Raw genomic sequence first — 17208 nt, 5'->3', positions numbered from 1 at the left:
TTACTCTCCCCAGATGTCGCGGATTTGCGAATGGAATGCCTGTGCCACCTGCGGCGGATTATCGGCGCCTGCCAGCGCGCGCCCGGCAATGAAGGCTTTGACGTTGATCTGCTTAAACAGCGACAGGTCAGCGGGGGTGATACCGCCAGTTATAGAAAGCTGCAAACCGATATCGGACAGCGCCTTCATTTTGCTGAGATCCGCCTCACCCCACTGCTGGCCGCTGGCCTGTGCGTCGCGCCCGCGGTGGTAAATCGCCTGCTTCACCCCGATGCGATGCCACGCGCGCGCGTCGTCCAGCGTCCAGTTGCCAAACAGCTCCATCTGGATCTCGCCGCCGCCGCGCAGTGCGACCTCGTGGCCACGTTCAACGGTGGCCAGCGGGGCGGCACAGATGATGGTCATCCAGTTTGCGCCTGCGCCAAACGCCTGCTCAGCCAGCGTTTCTCCGGCATCGGCGACTTTCCAGTCCGCCACGATAATTTTATCCGGACACTGCGCACGCAGGGCGCGAACGGCGTTTAGCCCTTCGGTCAGGCATAGAATGGTGCCGGCTTCGACGATGTCGACGTGATCGGAAAGCGTCGCGACATCGCGCTGCGCGGCCTGAAGCGAGGTGTGGTCGAGCGCCAGCTGCAATAATGGTCGGCTCATAGGTCGTACTCCTTAACACGGGCGTGATAGCCCTGTAATGCTGAAATCAGTAGCTGGTAACGGTGATATTTGCGCTGGTAGGCGGCATGGGCACGCATGTCAGGTTCAATCATCCGGATGTCATGCCTGAGGGCGCGCTGAGCGGCGTAAAAATCGGGATAAAGGCCTGTACCGACGAGCGCGGCCAGCGCCGCACCGGAACAGCCGGTCTCTTCCACCTGCGGGAGTTCAATCGCCAGGCCGCTGACGTCTGCGAGCATCTGCATCCACACGTCCGAATGGGTTGGGCCGCCCGTCACACGCAACGCCTGCACGTGGGGAAAGCGTTCGAGCATACGGTTGAGGTGGGTCATGTGGCTGAATACCACCCCTTCATAAACCGCCTGGAGGAGGTGCGCGCGGGTATGCAGCGCCTGCAAGCCATAGAAGCCGCTGGTCATCTCCAGCCCGGCGTTGCTGCCGTAGAGGAAAGGCAGGAAGAACACATCGCTTTCAGCTTTTGGCAGGCTGGCCACGGCGTGGTTAATCTCATCGAATGACATATCGCCCCATTGGGCCGTCAGCCATTCCAGGTTGCCGGACGACGTGGGGCTGGCTTCATGAACGATGAACTGCTGCGGATGGACGTAGCGGCCATAGACGTAGGGGAAAGGCTCGTTGTCGCGGATGCCGTGGGCAATCCCACTGGTTACGGCCCAGGTCCCCATTACGGCATTCAGCGTATGTTCGTCATGCAGCCCGGCGCAGATCGCGGTGGAAACCACATCAAACAGTCCACCAACGACGGGAGTACCCGCCGTGAGACCGGTCAGTGCGGCTGCCTGAGCGGTGATTTCCCCGCAAATTTCTGCTGAACCGATAATAGGTGGCAGGGCACCGTCAATGTCGCTGATGCCGAGCCAGCGCGTGAGCTGCGGATCGTACTGCCCGGTATTCATGTTGTAGAGATTGGATTCCGAGATGTTGCTCTCTTCGCAGCCTTTGACCCCGGTCAGACACCAGCGCAGGTAATCGTGCGCCATCATCACGCTGCCAATTTGCTGATACCGCTGCGGCTCGTTCTCTTTAACCCAGCGCAGGAGTGAGGCCGGATGCCCCGTCCACAGCGTCTGGCGAGTATGCGGATAGAGCTTTTCGGGTATACCGTCCTGCTGCCAGCGTTGCACGATCTCCAGCGCACGGCGATCGGAGGAGAGTATGGCGTTACCCAGGGGGCGATCCTGTTTATCGAGCAGAAACAGCCCCTTGCCCTGGGCTGAAATGCCAACGCCTTTGATCTGACCGCCGTCAGCGCCTGAATTTTTGAGCAGCAGGGCGACAGTTTTGTGGCAGTGCTGCCAGAGCTGGTGCATATCCCGCTCGGCGTAGCCGGCGCGGGGGCTGAGCGTGGCCACTGAGCGGCGTTCAATACAGACTTCTTTGCCCTGGCTGTTGTATAAACCGGCTTTCAGATAAGTACCGCCACAATCGATACCCAGCCAGAAGGGCTCTTTTTCACTCATCTTCTTCTCGCTTAATTGCCGGGTGGCGCTTCGCTTACCCGGCCTACGGTTTGGTTTAGTGGGTCAGGTGAGGGCCTCAGGCCGCACGTTTATGTGGAGTCACCGTGGGGTTGGGCTCTGCTCCGGCATCGCATTTCGCCGGTAACAGCAGGGCCAGCAGCGATGCCAGCGCCAGCGAAACTGCCAGGCAGTAAACGCCTGCGTCTTTGCTGTACAGGGTGATCAGTACGCCTACCGCATAAGGACCGCAGAACCCGCCGAGGTTGCCCAGGGCATTAATCACGCCGCGAGCGCCACCCGCCATCTCAGCGCTGAACAGACGCGCCGGTATGGTCCAGAACACCCCCGCTGCGGATTGCAGGAAGAAGCCACAGCCCACCAGCGCGGCATAGGCCAGCCAGGTGTGCTCTTTCAGCGCCACGGAGAGGAACATGCAGAGCGCAAAGCCAATCAATGGCAGGGAGACAAACAGCTTGCGCTTGCCGGTGCGGTCAGAGAGCGAAGAGAACAGGAACATACCGGCAATAGCGCCGATGTAAGGCAGAATGGCGAGCATTCCCACCTGGCCGATGCTGGTGTGCGTCAGCTCCTTCAGAATGGTGGGCAGCCAGAGGGTGTAACCGTAAATGCCAGTCTGGTAGAAGAAGTTGAGGGCGATCAGCTGCCACATGGTTTTGTCAGACAGCACCGCGCTGAGCGAGGCGTTTTTCACCTCTTTACCCGCAATGGCCTGCTGCTCTGCCGCCAGCGTTTGTACCAGGTAGTTTTTCTCGGCCTCAGAGATCCAGCGTGCTTCCTGCGGTCGGTCGTAGACGGTGAACGCCCACAGCACCAGCACAACAACGGACATCAGACCTTCAATAATGAACAGCCAGCGCCAGTCGAGAGCGGTAATAATCCAGCCCGACAGCGGGGCGGTGATGATCCCGGCGATGGGCACGAACATGATCACAATCGCGTTGGCGCGGCCGCGCTCGGCATCCGGGAACCAGTTACTGATCATCGTGAGCACAACGGGCAGCATCCCACCTTCCGCCACGCCGAGTAAGAAGCGCAGCACCAGCAGCTGATACTGGTTGGTCACAAGCCCGGTCAGAACCGAGATCACCGCCCAGGCAACCAGCGACCAGCCGATAAACTTCTTACCGCTGCCGTGCACGGCAATTTTGCCGCCGGGAACTTGCAGGAACAAATAGCCGATAAAAAAGATCCCCCCCGCCAGGCCCGCCATCGTGGCGGAAATGCCCAGCTCTTCATCCATACCGCCGGGCATCGCAAAAGCTATATTTACGCGGTCCATATAGGAAATAATGCAGGCGATAAGAATAGGGGGAATGATCCTTAGCCAGCGCTGGCGCGGAATGTCCGCGTGTAGAGCATTAGAAGAAATATTCATAGTTAATATCTCATTGAAGGTAACCGGAAAATGTATTCTTTATTTTTATTGTGACGCTTTATTCATAGCGCTAATGCCGTCGCGCAAAATAGCGATGCGATGGCTGACGTCAGCATTAGCATTTATTTCCAGTAATTTAATACCGGAGAATTTCAATGTTGCGGCGCTCGCCGCAGTAAACAGCGTTTTTACATGTTCAGTGGACATGAGACTGTCGGCGCAGAACGAAGAAAACGGCGCGTGCAGATCCTGCCATTCTCCATACTCACCGTGAGGGGTCGTGCCCGAAAACATCAGCGCCCCCAGCTTCCCGGCAGCGAGTGCCGCCTGAACATGTTCCAGCGGAAGGGCGGTGTTGCGACCTTCGATGGCCGAACGTGCCCAGTTGATACAGACGCTGATATCGGTCTCTTTCACTACCTCCAGCACCTGCTCTAAGGGCAAGAACCCTTTACGCGGCGCCGGGCCATTCATCGCATCACAGTGTTCCAGCACCAGATCGCAGCCCCAGTCCCAGCTCGCGATTTCCCGTACCGAGCGGGAGAATGCTTCTGTCGCTTGCTCGACAGAATCATTACCCGCCTGCGGTGCGGCCTGCATTTCCAGAGCGATCACTTTCCCGGGAAAGCGGGTGTTAACGGCATCAATCTTTTGATGCAGATGGCGGTAATATTCAATGCACGCTTTACGCTGTTCTTCGTCCGCGGACGCCAGGCCAAACGCGCCGTTGCTGCCGCGGCGGCGCATGGTTTCCATAACGGCTGTGACAACGATCTGCCAGTCGCCCGGCGTATGACAAAACAGCCATTCATCACCAAACGGATGGAGATTTTCAAGGCAAGGTTGTTCCAGCCCGCGAATATTTGGCGTGTCGGAAAGTTCCCGCCAGAAGGCGTATTCTTCCTGCTCCCCTTTCTGGTGAAATGAGGGTGCACAGGGGTACGCACCAATAATAAAACCGGTGTTGGTCATTTCGCATTCCTGTATTTATCAGAAAATTAATCTAATTCGCTGATGGCCACTTTCACCACAATTTTACGAATTGCGGATCCCTTGTTTTTAATACAGGCAGGACGGTGAACATCCTGCGGGAAAAATATGGCGTAACTGCCAGGTATCATTTCGATAAATGACTCATGTTCGCTGTCGTGATAAAAAATAATATCCCGTTGCTCCAGCAATGATTCGCTGATTTTGTTATTCCCGGTATCAATAGCAATACCGATTTTTTCTTCGCCCCAGGCCAGAAACTGGATATCCAGATAGCGGCGATGGACTTCAGGGCGGTTCTCGTGCTGTTCCTTTGTGGTGAGGTCGAGAACCTGGGCGAAAATGTTGCGGCCTTCAATTTCGATCACGCCCGGCGCCAGGGTGGTGAAATCCGTGGTACGCAGAAAATTAAGCGCCTTTTCTATCGCCAGCGGCAGGCGACATGGATTTGGCTGTGCAATATGTCCGAATATCATGACCCACTCCTTACAGAGACTGGATTTTCGCCCACACGCTGTCGTCAACCGTGATGCCGTTGCGGCGATTCTCCTCCAGCAGGCGTGTGAACTCATGGCCTGGCAGACGGACGGCGACATTTTCATCAGCGCGTTCTGCGGTGGTGATGAAGTCCATGATGCGCTGTAGTTTGGCATCGCGGGTTGGACCGTCGATCAGGCGATCCACTTCGATGGCGATAAAGATCTGCGATACGCCGTATTCGTCGCTGTTGTCCTGGGTCACTTCCGCGACGGACGCGCCGTCAGAGAGCAGGGTGGCGATCATGTCGAGCACAATCGACAAGCCGGAACCTTTCCAGTAGCCCATGGGCAGAATGCGACGGTTTTTCTCAATCACGCCCGGCTCTCTGGTCAGATTGCCTTCATCGTCAAAGCCGCCGTCGACCGGTAATTCGCGTCCGGCCAGGCGATTCACCTCCAGCATGCCGTAGGAGAACATCGACATCGACATATCGACCATGGTGATTGGATTCGACGGGATAGCGACGATCAGCGGGTTTGTGCCGATGCAGCATTCTTTTGATCCCCACGCGGGCATCACGGCAATAGAGTTGGTCCAGCAGATGCCGATATAGCCTTTCTCCGCCGCCTGCCAGCCGTAGCTGCCGCCGCGCATCCAGTGGTTAGCGTTACGCAGCGCCACCAGGCCGATCCCGTGATCGGACGCCAGCTCGGTAGCACGGTCCATCATCTTCTTCGCCGTCAGGTTGCCGATGGAACGCTGGGCATCCCACTGTTCGATGGCACCTAATGTCGTTACGCGTTTCGGCTGGGCGTCAGGGATGATGTCGCCTGCGTCAAGCTGCTGAATAAATCGCGGGAAGCGGTTGACGCCGTGTGAATAAACGCCGGACTCCGTGGTGCGGGCGAACATCTCGGCGCAGGCGTCTGCGGTATCCGCTTTTACACCGCGATCGAGCAGAACCCGATTGAACGCCGCTTTCAACTCTTCGAAGGTCACTTTCATCCCTGTTCTCCTGTTTTTTTAGGGGCAAGTGCGAGTGCTTTTTTATCGCTAAATTTCACTATACGAAATCTGATTTCAAATATAACGATCAAATTTTGTCAGATCAACGACATTCACGTTTTTCAAAATCGATTAAAATCAAATGGTTGTGTTTTTTCTGTTGAGATCGTGAACTAAACCACACTTTGCGCTACCATCAGGGCGCGATAAACAGGAGCCATTTGATGAGCATAAAAGAGAGCGAAATGACGCAAGAAAAAGAGAGGCCAGCAGGTAGCCAGAGCTTGTTTCGCGGCCTGATGCTGATTGAAATCCTCAGTAACTATCCGAACGGGTGTCCGCTTGCGCATTTATCAGAACTGGCGGGGCTGAATAAAAGCACCGTGCACCGGTTATTGCAGGGGTTGCAGTCGTGCGGGTACGTGACGCCGGCGCCGGCGGCAGGGAGCTATCGTCTGACCACCAAATTTATCGCCGTCGGGCAAAAGGCGCTTTCATCGCTCAATATTATTCACGTGGCGGCGCCGCACCTCGAGGCGCTGAACATTGCCACCGGCGAAACGGTCAACTTCTCCAGCCGTGAAGATGATCACGCGATCCTGATTTATAAGCTTGAGCCGACAACCGGTATGCTGCGCACGCGCGCATATATCGGCCAGCATATGCCGCTCTATTGTTCTGCGATGGGCAAAATCTATATGGCGTTTGGCCATCAGGATTACGTGGCGAGCTACTGGGAAAGCCACCAGGAACAGATCCAACCTTTGACCCGCAACACCATCACCGAACTGAGCGCGATGTATGATGAGCTGGCGGAAATTCGCGATCACAGTATGGCGATGGATAAAGAAGAGAACGAACTGGGTGTGTCATGTATCGCCGTGCCGGTCTTTGATATTCACGGGCGCGTGCCCTATGCCATCTCCATTTCGCTGTCGACGTCGCGCATGAAGCAGGTGGGTGAGAAAAACTTGCTAAAACCGCTGCGTGACACGGCGGAAGCTATCTCGAAAGAACTGGGGTTTAACGTGCGCGAGGCGTAACTGATGAACCGATTTATTCTGACGGATCCAGAAAAATGTATCGGGTGCCGCACCTGTGAGGTGGCGTGCATGATGTCGCATCAAAGCAGCGCCACGCCAGAAGCGCTTACGTCACGGATCCGCGTGGTTAAGGGGGGTACCTTCACCACGGCCGTGGGCTGCCACCAGTGTGAAGATGCGCCCTGCGCGAATGTCTGCCCGACGGGGGCCATTCACCGTGCTGCGGGAGCCTGGCTCGTTGAGCAGGCTCGCTGTATCGGCTGCAAAAGCTGTATGGTGGCGTGCCCGTTCGGGGCAATGCAGGTTCGGGTCGTGGAAGATCGCGTTCAGGCGCTGAAATGTGATTTGTGCGCGCATCGCGAGGGCGGTCCCGCCTGCGTCGAAGCCTGTCCCACCCACGCGCTGCGCTGCATAGACCCCGCCAGATTACGCGCGGAACGGCTGCGTAATCTGGCCTGAGGTTTTATTAACCGGCTTCGCGCCAGGCGTTCTCAATCTCTTCGGCGAGAATTTTCACACCCGCTTCGATTTTTTCCGGGTCCGGGACGTAGTTCATGCGCATGCACTGGTGCGTGTGCGGCCACGGCTTATCCAGCCCCGGGAAGAAGTAATCCCCTGGCACCATCAGTACGCCACGTTTTTTCAGACGCTGATAAAGCAGCTCTGTCGTAATGGGCAGATCCTTAAACCACAGCCACAGGAAAATTGCCCCTTCCGGTTTATGGATCAGGCAGCGTTCTTCCGGTAAGTAGCGGCGAAGGATGGCAATAGTTTCCTGAACGCGCTGAGAGTAAAACGGCTTAATCACCTCATTCGACAGGCGCAGCAGGTCGTTACGCCTGATCATCTCGCACATCATCGCCGGGCCGATGCCGCCAGGAGAAAGGCTAATAATGCCGTTCATGTTGGTAATGGCGGTGATGATTTTCTCGTTAGCAATGATAATGCCGCAGCGGCTGCCCGGCAGGCCCAGCTTGGAGAGGCTCATGCAGAGGATGATATTCGGGTTCCATAGCGGACGCGCTTCGCTGAAGATGATCCCCGGGAACGGTACGCCATAGGCATTATCGATCACCAGCGGGATGCCGTGCTGATTCGCCAGCGCATCCAGCTTCATCAGCTCGTCGTCGGTGATCACGTTGCCCGTCGGGTTGGTGGGACGTGATACGCAGATCATGCCCGTCTCTTCACCGATATGCAGATGTTCAAAATCGACGTGATATTTGAACTGGCCCTCTGGCAGCAACTCGATATTCGGACGTGCGGAAACAAACAGGTCTTCTTCGAGGCCGGCATCGGCATAGCCGATATACTCCGGTGCCAGCGGGAACAGCACTTTTTTCGTGGTGCCGTCGGCGCGGCGTCCGGCGAACAGATTGAATAAGTAGAAAAACGCGCTCTGACTGCCGTTTGTCAGTGCAATATTCTGTTGTTCGATATCCCAACCCAGCGCTTCCCGCAGCATTGCCGCCAGAAGCGTCAGTAGTTCTGTTTTACCCTGAGGGCCGTCGTAATTACATAGCGCATCGGTTGCTTTACCGTTTTCCAGCATCTCTGCCAGCAGCGTCTGGAAGTAGGTGTTCATCTCCGGAATTTGAGCCGGGTTTCCGCCACCAAGCATGATAGCGCCTGGGGTGCGCAGCCCGTCGTTGAGGTCCTCCATCAGGCGGGTAATGCCTGAATGGCGGTTAAATTTGTCGCCGAATAGTGAAAACGTCATAGCAGGTGATCTGTCGGGCTTAATATGAAAGGCAGTAACCATAACGCCAGCACCGTGTTGGTGCAAATCGGCGAATGTGGTCGGATTTGTTGTTTTATGTGGTAGGTTTGTATTTGTGTGGTGAATTGTTCTGGTGAACGCCCCTCACACCGGCCCTCTCCCCCTGGGGAGAGGGTTAGGGTGAGGGGGTCTATTGATTACCCGCCCACACCACCATCACCTTATCGCCCTTGTGCTCGCGCACAAAGCCGTAGCCCTCTTTCATTGACAGCGTTGTTTGCTTGCCTTCACCCACCGCCGGATGACGGGCGCGGAACTGCCCCAGAAGCTGCCAGTGGGCGACAGTTAACGCCTGTTTACCCGTGACGTCCTGCCAGTTCATATCCGAACGGGTTCCCTGTAGCGGATCGGAGCCCGTCGGGCCGAATGGACGCTCTGATTCATCGCCGTAATAGATCTGGACGCTTCCCGGTGCCAGCAGCAGTAACTCAGCGGCGCGCTGGCCCCCTTCACGGAACAGACGCGTATCATGGGAGGAGAGATAGCTCAGCACATTAAAACTTTGCAGCTTTTCTGCCATTTGCTGCCAGGTCAAATCCATATCGGCCAGACAGTCCACCGCTTTCGCCGCCTGCTCCTGATAGTCAAAGTTGATCATCGCATCGAAGCCGTGGCGGTAATAATCGCTCTGCATCACGCCGTGGCCCCAGGATTCACCGGTCATCCAGAATGGCGCATTGTCGAGTTTTTTGTCCGGGTTGGCGGCTTTCCACGCGGCCAGCGCCTGGCTGGCCTGGTTTTTCAGTTGCTGCCAGGCTTCAGGCTCAACGTGCTTAGCGGTATCGACCCGGAAGCCGTCGATGCCGTAGTCACGTACCCACTGGCTGAGCCAGTGGGTCAGGTAATCTCGCGGCGTGAAATTCGTCATCACTTTCGCGTTGGTGTCGGGCTTGTGTTGATAAAAGTTCGGCAAACCTGACGGGATCTTAGATTCCGTTTTCAGATCCGGCAGGAAGGCCAGCGACATGGTCAGATCGTCAAAGCCCGGGTTGTCATAATCACCGATATCGGTACGGATCCATTTTTTACCCCACCATTTTTCCCATGCGGCTTTGTCACTGAAGTTGATGTAATCGTTGAAGCTGTGCCAGCTTTGACCGGCGCCTGGCTTCCAGTCAGTCCAGCGCTCGCCGAGGGTTTTTTTCAGCTCATCGCCCTGCAAATAGAGCGCGCCAAACTGATACTCCTGCATATCTGCAAGCGTCGCATAACCCGCGTGGTTCATGACAATGTCAAACAGGACGCGGATACCGCGCCTGTGCGCGTCGTCGACAAGCTGGCGTAAATCATCTTCGCTGCCCATGTTGGCGTCGAGTTTCGTCCAGTCCTGAGTGTAATAGCCGTGATAGGCGTAGTGGGGGAAATCCCCTTTGGTGCCGCCGCCAACCCAGCCGTGGATTTGCTCCAGCGGTGAGCTTATCCAGAGCGCATTCACGCCCAGTTGCTGAAGGTAATCCAGTTTGCTGGTAAGCCCTTTCAGATCGCCGCCGTGGAAAGTACCAATCTCCTGCATACCGTCTTTATGGCGGCCATAGCTGTTGTCGTTGGTGGGGTCGCCATTTACGAAGCGATCGGTCAGCACGAAATAGACGGTGGCGTTTTGCCAGCTGAATGGCGCGGGTTTGTCCGTCTCGGCGCGCTCAAGCAGCAGCAGGCCATTGCTGTTGGCGGCTGGCTGAAGAATTACTTTGCCGTTTTGAACGGTCGCGGTCTGTTTGCTGTAAAAATCACGCACCACCGTGCCTTCCGGAAAGGTGTTAACGACATCGATCGTGAGCGGTTTGCCGTCCCACTTCGGGCACTGGCGGGTAACGTTTGCGACAGGCTGTGGCGCCGCACTTTGTACCGTCAACATCAGCGTCGGCGTTCCCGAGCGCGTATCAATACGCATCTGATAAACGCCGTCACGGAATAACCGCCACTGCGGTGGGGTCCCTTCGCAGGGTTTGAGCGACAGCATCTCGTTGAGTTTAATGGCACCTGTCGGCTGCCAGCACGCGTTATCAAGACTCAACGTCAGCGGGCGGGTACCCTTCGCAAGCGTTGCCTGGCTGGTAAAGACGCCGGTACCTTCAGCGCTAAACGCGTTAAATTCCGGCGATGACCAGTCGGCATGCGCGAATGCGGGTAACATCAGAACAGCTAATGCAGTGCGTTTCATTCCATTTTCCTGTCGCGGCATTTTTGACCAGTGTGCCACTCGGCTCAGGGGAAAAACTCCTCCTCTGAGGCTTTCTGCCAGGAGGACGCGAAGGGATGAGTGATCCCGCGCAAAATTAGGCAGTTATCTGCGATATCGCGCACATTTTTCCAGTGCTGGTGATTTAATGAGCATGTTCCGGATGACATAGTTTCGGAATTGGACTATTTGTATACGTGCTCTTGAGGACTATTTTTGGTATGATTTGAGATTCCGCTCTCAAATTTTTGAAGAAAATAAGGTGTTGGAATGTTTATATCCGACCAGGAGACCTAATGATATCGACTCCCATTCGACGATATGGGGCCGCGATACTCATGTTACTCACCATGGCATTTTCAGGTGAGGTGCTTGCAAAGACGCACGCGGATACAACGAGTAAGAAAGCCCACGTAATAAAGACGACAAGCAGTAAGGTTAGCAGTAAACAAGAGTATTCTCGCAATAGTGCAAAGAGTAGTTCACTTCCTGATTTGCGAAAATACCCTTCCGGGACACCAAGGAAAAAAGCGTTTCTCCGGACGGTAATGCCTTACATTAAAAGTCAAAATGCCGCGATTACTGCGGATCGTAACTGGCTGATCTCCAAACAGTACGATAGCCGCTGGTCGCCGTCTGAGCGCACTCGCCTGAAAGACATCGCCAAACGCTATAAAGTGAAGTGGAGCGGGAACACGCGTCGTGTGCCGTGGAACACTCTGTTAGAGCGTGTGGACATTATTCCAGGCAGTATGGTCGCGACAATGGCCGCCGCCGAAAGCGGTTGGGGCACCTCGAAGCTGGCGCGCAACAACAACAATCTGTTTGGCATGAAATGCGCAAAAGGTCGTTGTACTAATGCACCCGGCAAGGTGAAGGGCTATTCACAGTTTGAATCGGTGAAAGATTCCGTGAATGCCTATGTGGTGAACCTGAACACCCATCCGGCCTACTCCTCGTTCCGTAAGTCACGCGCTCAGCTGCGTAAGGCGGATCAGGAAGTAACGGCTACGGCGATGATCCACAAGCTGAAAGGTTATTCCACTCAGGGACAGCGTTATAACAATTACCTGTTCTCCATGTACCAGGATAACCAGCGTCTGATTGCCGCACATATGTAATGAAAAACGCCTTCCACTTGAAGGCGTTCTTTTTTCTAGAGCAGGACTTCACTGTACCGTTCCCGGTACTCCTTCGGCGTGGTGTCATACTCTTTTCTGAACACCGAATAGAAATACTGAAGCGACGGATAGCCGCACATCTGTGAAATCTCGTTGATCGACAGCGAGGTGGAGATCAGCAGACTGCGCGCTTTCTCCAGCTTTTCCGCATGGATCACGGCGTGAATCGTCTCACCGACTTCCTCTTTGAACCGCTTCTCCAGATTCGAACGTGAAATGCCGACCGAATCGAGCACCTGATCGACCTTAATCCCTTTGCAGGCATGATTGCGAATGTAGTGCATCGCCTGAATCACGGCCGGATCGTTTAAGGAGCGGTAGTCAGTTGAGCGACGCTCGACCACGCGAACGGGCGGAACCAGCAGACGCTGGAGCGGCAGGGATTCGTTGGCTAACAGTCTGTGCAGCAGCTTTGCGGCCTGATAGCCCATCTGACGGGTACCCTGAGCCACGGATGAGAGCGCCACGCGCGACAGATAGCGCGTAAGCTCTTCGTTATCAATACCAATCACGCACAGCTTTTCAGGCACCGGAATATGCAAATGTTCGCACACCTGTAATACGTGGCGGGCGCGGGCGTCCGTCACGGCGATAATCCCTGTCTGGGGTGGCAGAGTTTGCAGCCAGTCAGCCAGGCGATTTTGTGCGTGCTGCCAGTTTTCTGGCGCGGTTTCCAGCCCCTGATAAACGACGCCGCGATACTTCTCCTGGGCAACCAGCTGGCAGAAGGCATATTCACGCTCCATCGCCCAGCGCTTTCCGCTGGTGGCGGGCAATCCGTAAAACGCAAAACGATGTACGCCTTTCTCCTTTAAATGGAGGAAGGCGGTCTCGACCAGAGCATGGTTATCCGTGGCGATATAGTGAACGGGGGGGTAATGTTCCGGTGTATGGTAAGAGCCGCCAACGCCCACGATAGGCACGTCGACGCCACTCAGCAACTGTTCAATCACGGGGTCGTCAAAGTCAGCGATGACCCCGTCTCCCAGCCAGTCTTTGATGTTCTCCAGACGGGTACGGAAATCTTCTTCGATGAAAATATCCCATTCGGATTGCGACGCCTGCAAATATTCGCCAACCCCTTCAACCACCTGCCGGTCATAGGCTTTGTTGGCATTGAATAACAACGTAATGCGGTGACGCTTTTCAAACATGGCTCATTTCCCAAATTAGTCACGATAGTGTTATCAGGCGCGCCGCTTGGTGGCAGAGTCCATCCAGACTGCCAGCAAAAGAATGGCACCCTTGACGATATACTGCCAAAACGTCGGCACGTCCATCATACTCATCCCGTTATCCAGCGAAGCCATAATAAATGCGCCCATCACCGCTCCCGCCACGCTGCCAATGCCCCCGGCGAGGCTGGTCCCGCCAATCACGCAGGCGGCGATGGCGTCCAGCTCGGCAATATTACCCGCAGACGGGGAGCCCGCCCCCAGTCGCGAACTGAGGATCAGCCCCGCGATGGCCACCATCAGGCCGTTGATGGCAAAGACGGCGAGTTTGGTGCGTTCTACGTTGATACCAGATAAACGCGCGGCTTCCAGATTGCCGCCGATGGCATAAATACGGCGACCGAATGCGGTACGTGTGGCCATAAACATTCCACCTAACAGCAACAGCGCCAGCAGCAGAACGGGCGTTGGGACGCCGCGATAATCGTTTAACAGCCAGATGGCGCCCAGCACAATCACCGCAGTAAGCGCCTGACGGCCGACAACCGAGGTTGAGGCAGGCGAGGCCAGCCCCAGCGCCTGGCGACGCATGCGTCCTCGCCATTGCCACGCGACAAACGCCATCAGCCCAACCACGCCGATCGTAAAACCGACGCCATCAGAGAGGTAGCTTTGGCCAATCTGGGACATCGAGGCGCTGGTCGGGGAGACGGTGGTGCCGTTGGTGATCCCAATCAGAATGCCGCGGAAGGCCAGCATCCCCGCTAAGGTGACGATAAACGACGGGACTTTACGGTAGGCCACCCACCAGCCATTCCACGCCCCCAGCAGCAGACCTAGCACCAGCGTGACCGCAATCGTCAGCGGCAGCGGCCAGCCTAGCCAGACGTCAAAAATTGCCGCCACGCCGCCGAGCAGACCCATCATCGACCCTACCGACAGGTCAATTTCCGCTGAGATAATCACAAAGACCATCCCCACCGCCAGGATCCCGGTGATGGCGGTCTGACGCAGCAAGTTAGAGACGTTACGTGCGCTCAAATAGGAGCCATCGGTCATCCAGGTAAAGAACAACATGATCACGATAATGGCGGCAATCATTACAAAAACTTGCAGATTCAGCGATTTAAGTCCTGCGAACGCACCGGGCGTCGGAACAGCGACTTTGATATCAGACGGGTTGCTTTTCGACATGGCGTTCGCTCCTTAAGGCAGCTTCCATCACCTGCTCTTGCGTCAGGTTCTGGTTGTTCAGGTTGGCTTTGAGTTTCCCTTCATGCATGACCAGCACGCGGTCGCTCAGCCCCAGCACTTCAGGCAATTCGGACGAGATAACAATGACGGCAATCCCTTGCTGCACAAGCTGGTTGATCAGCTTGTAGATTTCATACTTCGCGCCGATATCGATCCCGCGGGTGGGTTCGTCCAGAATTAAAATGCGCGGATTAAGCAGCAGGCAGCGCGCCAGAATCGCTTTCTGCTGGTTGCCGCCGCTCAGGCGTCCTATCGCCAGCTCCGGCGAGGAGGTTTTCACCTTTAGCCGGGCAAGCGACTGGAGAATACACTGCTGTTCTGCGGCATCATCCAGGCTGCCCAGCGCGCCGGAAAACTGGCTGAGCGCCGCCAGCGTGATATTTTTTCCCACCGCCATTACCGGCACGATGCCGTCTTTTTTGCGGTCTTCTGGCACCATGGCAATGCCCTTAGCAATAGCCTGCTGGCAGTTGTCGATTTTTACCGGCTGACCGTCGATATAAATTTTGCCTTCCCAGCGCCCCGGCCAGACGCCAAAGAGACACTGCACGGCCTCGGTTCTTCCCGCACCCACTAAACCCGCAATGCCGAGAATTTCGCCGCGGTGCAGCGAGAAGGAGAGGTTATCCACGCGCTTGATATGGCGGTTAACGGGATGCCACGCCGTCAGGTTTTCCACGCGCAGGAGCTCTTCGCCGATGGTGTGCGGTTCGTTGGGATACAGCGCGGTGAGTTCGCGACCCACCATCATGGTGATGATGTCATCCTCGCTCATGCCTTCTGCTTCACGCGTGCCGATGTGCTGCCCGTCGCGGATGACGCAGATGGTGTCGGAAATGGCTTTCACCTCATTGAGCTTGTGCGAAATATAGATGCAGGCGATACCGTGGTTTTGCAGATCGCGGATGATATTGAGCAGTACGGCGGTTTCCTGTTCGGTGAGTGAGGCGGTTGGTTCGTCGAGGATCAGCAGGCGCACCTGTTTGTTCAGCGCCTTGGCGATCTCGACCAGCTGCTGCTGGCCTAAACCTAAGTCGCCCACGCGCGTATCCGGTGAGATAGCCAGGCTCACCTGAGCCAGCAGTTTTTCGCAGCGCAGCGTCATGGTGTCGTAATCCAGTACGCCGTGGCGTGAGAGTTCGGCACCGAGAAAGATATTTTCCAGCACGGTAAGGTGCTTCACCAGCGCCAGCTCCTGGTGAATGATAGCGATGCCTTTACGTTCGGTATCGCGAATGTGCGTGGCCTGGAGCACCTCACCGGCAAAAACAATTTCGCCCTCGTAGCTGCCGTGCGGGTAGATCCCGCACAACACTTTCATCAGCGTGGATTTTCCCGAGCCATTTTCGCCGCACAGCGACATCACTTCGCCGGGATTCAGCCGCAGGCTTACGTTATCGACTGCTTTCACCGCTCCGAAGGCTTTGGTGATGCTTTTCATTTCAAGTAAATAAGACATAACTGCTCCGCATAGCCCAACAGATGAACAGGGCAGGTCAATGCGCCCCTGCCGGGCAGGGGCTGCGCTGGATTACAGTTCACTCTTCTTATGGAAACCGTCTTTCACCACGGTGGCGTCAATATTCTCTTTGTTGACTTCGATAGGGGTAAGCAGGCGAGCAGGTACGTCTTTCAGGCCGTTATTTAACGTCGCGTCTGCTTTAGGTTGCTGGCCATTGCCCAGCTCAACGGCAATTTCGGCGGCCGTATTGGCAAGCTCGGTAATGGGCTTATACACCGTCATGGTCTGGGTACCCGCGATGATGCGTTTTACACCCGCAAGGTCGGCGTCCTGGCCGGAAATAGCGACTTTCCCGGCCAGACCCTGCGCGCTCAGCGCCTGAATGGCGCCACCCGCAGTGGCATCGTTAGAGGCCACCACCGCATCGATTTTGTTGTTATTTGCGGTCAACGCGTTTTCCATAATTTTCAGCGCGTTTTCCGGTAACCAACCGTCAGCCCACTGGTCGCCGACGACTTTAATTTTGCCCTCGTCGATATACGGCTTCAGCACTTTCATTTGTCCCTGGCGGAACAGTTTGGCGTTGTTATCCACAGGCGAGCCGCCCATCAGGAAATAATTCCCCTGAGGCACTTTTGCGACCAGGCTTTTAGCCTGTAATTCACCCACCTTTTCATTGTCGAACGAAATATAATAATCAATATCGGCATTATTAATCATGCGGTCATAAGCCAGGACTTTTATCCCTTCCTGTTTCGCTTCTTTCACCACGTTGCTTAATACCTGGCCGTTATACGGGATAATGACCAGCACATCGACGCCACGGTTGATCATATTCTCGATTTGCGACATTTGCGTCTCTTCGTTGCCGTTAGCGGACTGAACGAACACCTCCGCGCCGAGAGATTCCGCTTTTTTAACAAAGATATCGCGATCTTTTTGCCAGCGCTCCAGGCGTAAGTCATCAATCGCCATGCCGATTTTGACCTCTTTGGCGTGTCCGGCAAAGCTTGCAAGCAGGAGAGTAGTGCAGAGCGTTAGGGTCAGGTTCTTTATCTTCATAATTATTAGGCCTTTTTGTAGGGGTATGTGTAGCTGAGATAAAAG

General features: G+C 55.6%; 15 protein-coding genes. 3 read left to right on the top strand and 12 right to left on the bottom strand.

Translation table 11 applies throughout. From position 1 onward, the window contains the following. The 6 genes from ulaD to yiaK all read right to left on the bottom strand — a co-directional run bounded on the left by ulaD (window position 1) and on the right by yiaK (window position 6027). Entirely contained in the window at window positions 1–654 is a 654-nt protein-coding gene (gene ulaD / locus AC4OVU_RS21390; RefSeq protein WP_017693795.1) for a 3-keto-L-gulonate-6-phosphate decarboxylase UlaD, read from the bottom strand. Then, window positions 651–2156 (bottom strand): FGGY-family carbohydrate kinase, encoded by a 1506-nt coding sequence (locus AC4OVU_RS21385; RefSeq protein ID WP_015572756.1) that lies wholly within the window; start codon window positions 2154–2156, stop codon window positions 651–653. Before AC4OVU_RS21385 ends, ulaD begins: the two co-directional genes overlap by 4 nt. A gap of 76 nt (window positions 2157–2232) precedes the next feature. After that, a complete protein-coding gene (locus AC4OVU_RS21380) occupies window positions 2233–3552 on the bottom strand; it encodes an MFS transporter (protein ID WP_022652031.1) in 1320 nt (439 codons plus the stop codon). Between the two features lie 45 nt (window positions 3553–3597). Continuing rightward, entirely contained in the window at window positions 3598–4524 is a 927-nt protein-coding gene (locus AC4OVU_RS21375; protein ID WP_045339158.1) for a DUF4862 family protein, read from the bottom strand. 26 nt (window positions 4525–4550) lie between these two features. After that, a complete protein-coding gene (locus AC4OVU_RS21370) occupies window positions 4551–5018 on the bottom strand; it encodes a YhcH/YjgK/YiaL family protein (protein ID WP_015572753.1) in 468 nt (155 codons plus the stop codon). 10 nt (window positions 5019–5028) lie between these two features. Then, the gene (gene yiaK, locus AC4OVU_RS21365) at window positions 5029–6027 is read right to left on the bottom strand and encodes a 3-dehydro-L-gulonate 2-dehydrogenase (protein ID WP_015572752.1); all 999 of its coding nucleotides are present in this window, start codon (window positions 6025–6027) and stop codon (window positions 5029–5031) included. Between the two features lie 224 nt (window positions 6028–6251). Between yiaK and yiaJ the strand changes: the two genes are divergently transcribed. Both yiaJ and AC4OVU_RS21355 read left to right on the top strand, forming a co-directional pair. Beyond that, window positions 6252–7070 carry an IclR family transcriptional regulator YiaJ gene (yiaJ, locus tag AC4OVU_RS21360; RefSeq protein WP_015572751.1) on the top strand — a complete coding sequence of 273 codons (819 nt, stop codon included), beginning with the start codon at window positions 6252–6254 and terminating at the stop codon, window positions 7068–7070. A gap of 3 nt (window positions 7071–7073) precedes the next feature. Then, the gene (locus tag AC4OVU_RS21355; RefSeq protein ID WP_023295598.1) at window positions 7074–7529 is read left to right on the top strand and encodes a 4Fe-4S dicluster domain-containing protein; all 456 of its coding nucleotides are present in this window, start codon (window positions 7074–7076) and stop codon (window positions 7527–7529) included. 7 nt (window positions 7530–7536) lie between these two features. On the opposite strand, the gene avtA is transcribed toward AC4OVU_RS21355, so the two are convergent. Both avtA and AC4OVU_RS21345 read right to left on the bottom strand, forming a co-directional pair. Next, on the bottom strand, window positions 7537–8790 hold the full coding sequence (gene avtA / locus AC4OVU_RS21350; protein WP_110292780.1) for a valine--pyruvate transaminase: 1254 nt from the start codon (window positions 8788–8790) through the stop codon (window positions 7537–7539). Between the two features lie 190 nt (window positions 8791–8980). Then, window positions 8981–11011 carry an alpha-amylase gene (locus AC4OVU_RS21345; RefSeq protein WP_023304609.1) on the bottom strand — a complete coding sequence of 677 codons (2031 nt, stop codon included), beginning with the start codon at window positions 11009–11011 and terminating at the stop codon, window positions 8981–8983. A gap of 314 nt (window positions 11012–11325) precedes the next feature. Here AC4OVU_RS21345 and AC4OVU_RS21340 point away from each other — a divergent pair, with 314 nt between their 5' ends. Next, window positions 11326–12150: a protein bax gene (locus AC4OVU_RS21340; RefSeq protein WP_023295596.1), complete on the top strand. Its 825-nt coding sequence runs from the start codon at window positions 11326–11328 to the stop codon at window positions 12148–12150. 35 nt (window positions 12151–12185) lie between these two features. On the opposite strand, the gene xylR is transcribed toward AC4OVU_RS21340, so the two are convergent. The 4 genes from xylR to xylF form a co-directional block, all read right to left on the bottom strand. Next, window positions 12186–13364, bottom strand: coding sequence for a D-xylose utilization transcriptional activator XylR (gene xylR / locus AC4OVU_RS21335; protein WP_032620462.1), 1179 nt, complete (start codon window positions 13362–13364; stop codon window positions 12186–12188). A 33-nt stretch (window positions 13365–13397) separates the two neighbouring features. Further along, the gene (gene xylH / locus AC4OVU_RS21330) at window positions 13398–14579 is read right to left on the bottom strand and encodes a xylose ABC transporter permease XylH (protein WP_003860151.1); all 1182 of its coding nucleotides are present in this window, start codon (window positions 14577–14579) and stop codon (window positions 13398–13400) included. Continuing rightward, window positions 14557–16098 carry a xylose ABC transporter ATP-binding protein gene (locus AC4OVU_RS21325; protein ID WP_032651914.1) on the bottom strand — a complete coding sequence of 514 codons (1542 nt, stop codon included), beginning with the start codon at window positions 16096–16098 and terminating at the stop codon, window positions 14557–14559. The genes xylH and AC4OVU_RS21325 overlap by 23 nt, the downstream gene beginning before the upstream one ends. Before the next feature lie 72 nt (window positions 16099–16170). Further along, window positions 16171–17163 (bottom strand): D-xylose ABC transporter substrate-binding protein, encoded by a 993-nt coding sequence (xylF, locus tag AC4OVU_RS21320; protein WP_006808602.1) that lies wholly within the window; start codon window positions 17161–17163, stop codon window positions 16171–16173. Window positions 17164–17208: the final 45 nt, after the last annotated feature.

Source organism: Enterobacter sp. 6722112 (genome assembly GCF_058661685.1).
This window is presented reverse-complemented; position numbering and strand designations above follow the sequence as displayed.